This window comes from Allobosea sp. LC85 (assembly GCF_000735605.1).
GTDB lineage: Bacteria > Pseudomonadota > Alphaproteobacteria > Rhizobiales > Beijerinckiaceae > Allobosea.
On record NZ_JPKG01000030.1, the window covers coordinates 1 to 998 of the forward strand.

Annotated in this window: 1 protein-coding gene; it reads right to left on the reverse strand. The window is 63.6% G+C overall.

The genetic code is table 11. The features are described from left to right. Positions 1–935, reverse strand: a protein-coding gene (locus FG93_RS31865) for an IS630 family transposase (protein WP_152579454.1) whose coding sequence is annotated in 2 segments (ribosomal slippage) — positions 1–586 and positions 588–935 — 934 coding nt annotated over the 2 segments. Because the reading frame shifts where the segments join, the coding sequence is not laid out codon by codon here. This gene is flagged as partial in the annotation. Positions 936–998: the final 63 nt, after the last annotated feature.

Genomic DNA, 998 nt, shown 5'->3' on the forward strand with positions numbered 1-998 from the left:
CATGTTTGAAGAGGTTTTGGCACTCTTGCGGCTTGAATAGGTCGCAGATGTTGCCGACGGCCTTCCAGAGCGCATCGAAGGTTCTGGCCTGCGCCTTTCGGAGATGCGCCTTGAGCTTGGCGAAGGCCATCTCAATGGGGTTGAGATCAGGGCTGTAGGGTGGCAGGAAGAGGAACCAGGCGCCTCGCTCGGCGAGGCTCTGGGCCGCCCGGGCGCTCTTGTGGACGGCGAGATTGTCGAGGATGACGATATCGCCCCTCGACAGGGTAGGTGCGAGCTGGCTCTCGACATAGAGATCGAAGGCGACGCGATCCATGGCCTTGTCGATGATCCATGGCGCGGTCAGGCCGTGGCAGCGCAGGCCCGCGATGAAGCTCTGCGTCCCCCAATGCCCGAAGGGAGCCGAAGCATGCAGCCTCTCGCCGCGCGGGCTGCGGCCGCGCAACCGGACCATCTTGGTGTTGATCGAGGTCTCGTCGATGAAGACGAGCCTATGCGGCTCGAAGCGCATGCGCGGCTGACGGCGGTCGATCCAGAGGCGGCGCTGCTCACGCACATCCGCGCGTGCGCATTCCGACGCCATCAGCGCTTTTTTTATATGTGAACCCCAGACGGCAGAGGAAGCGCGACAGAACCGCAGGATCGACCATCATGCCGGTTGCCTGCGCTAGACGCCCTGCCAACTCCGGCATGGTGATGTCGGGGCTCGCCTCGACCTGCGCCACCAGATAAACGCCGTGGCCGTCGAGCCGACTGCCACGCGGACGGCCCTGGCGAGCCGGCTGCGCCGTATCGAGACGCGCAACCCGCTGCAACAGCTTCACCGCGAAGCTTTCGCTCACGCCGAAATGCCGCGCGGCCGCCCGACGCGAATGCCCGGCCTCGACAAAGCCGACAACCCGCTCGCGAAGATCCTTCGAATAGCTCAGACCCATGATCCACCTCCGCAAACGGTGAATCACAAACGCTGCAAAAAGGGAATCGCCCGATTCCGATTT